A 929-nucleotide genomic window follows, 5' to 3' on the forward strand; every position below is an offset into this window, starting at 1 on the left:
CTCTGGAAAACTGCCGAACAAAGTGCTTCAACACCGGCCCCATCGTCTCAATAGGATTCACTTCCAGTGCATACACAGGCAGGTGCAAGATTCTCGCTCCTGTTCCCCTAATCAGTTCCTCAACTTCCCGACTCCTATGAATATTGAAGTTGTCCATAATCCCAACCTTCCTCGCATCTAACTTCGGACATAACTCGCTTCTCAAAAACTCCAAAAAATCCTCTTTCTTCATCCCACCCTTGATGACGCGACAGCCGACTACCCCTCTCACAGAAATAGCTCCAATAACAGGATGCTTCTCCCCCTTGTATCTCTGAGACCGCTTAAACTCCGAGCTACTCCCCGTTCCATTCCCTCCCACTGTCTGGTCAAGGGCAATCAAATCCTCCGCTGGAATATCTCTGACCTCTTGACTATAAGCTAGTCGTTCTCTTTGCCCCTCCTCTTCTTGGACTCTCGCGCTGCGGTAAGTCTTTTTTTAGAGTCATTCCTTGCTCTTTCAAAAAGTTGTGTATCGTGAAAGTACTTACATCAATCCCTAAGCGCCTCCGCAACAGTTCTTATATTGCCACAGATAGAAGTCGGGATGTTCTGCAATGATTGCCATCACTTCCTGTCGATGCCGTTCCAAAATACCCACTCGCTTGGTGCCTACTTTCTTGGGGGTTAAGTCCTGAGTTTGTTGGTACTGTCATACCCAGCGGTGTGCTGTTCTCTTGGTCACCATCAACCGTTCGGCTACCTGGCGGATAGAGGTCTTACCTGCCTGATAAGCTGCTACAACTCTTTGCCGTAGATCCTAAAGAACGGGTTGGCATCTCTTTCTCTCCTTCCTCTTGAAACCTGTACCCCATTTAAATTAACAGGCTGTAGCTGTTTTTCCCCTCCCTCTCCCCCTCTCCCTGAGCAGCGTGCCATTGCCCAGGTGC

Annotated in this window: 1 pseudogene; it reads right to left on the reverse strand. The window is 48.9% G+C overall.

Annotation, left to right across the window (positions count from 1 at the left end):
- Window positions 1-818 (reverse strand): annotated as a pseudogene (locus NW827_RS06075) (IS630 family transposase); the annotation flags it as partial.
- Window positions 819-929 lie beyond the last annotated feature (111 nt).

Source organism: Synechococcus sp. H70.1 (assembly GCF_047502705.1).
Taxonomy (GTDB): domain Bacteria; phylum Cyanobacteriota; class Cyanobacteriia; order Thermostichales; family Thermostichaceae; genus Thermostichus.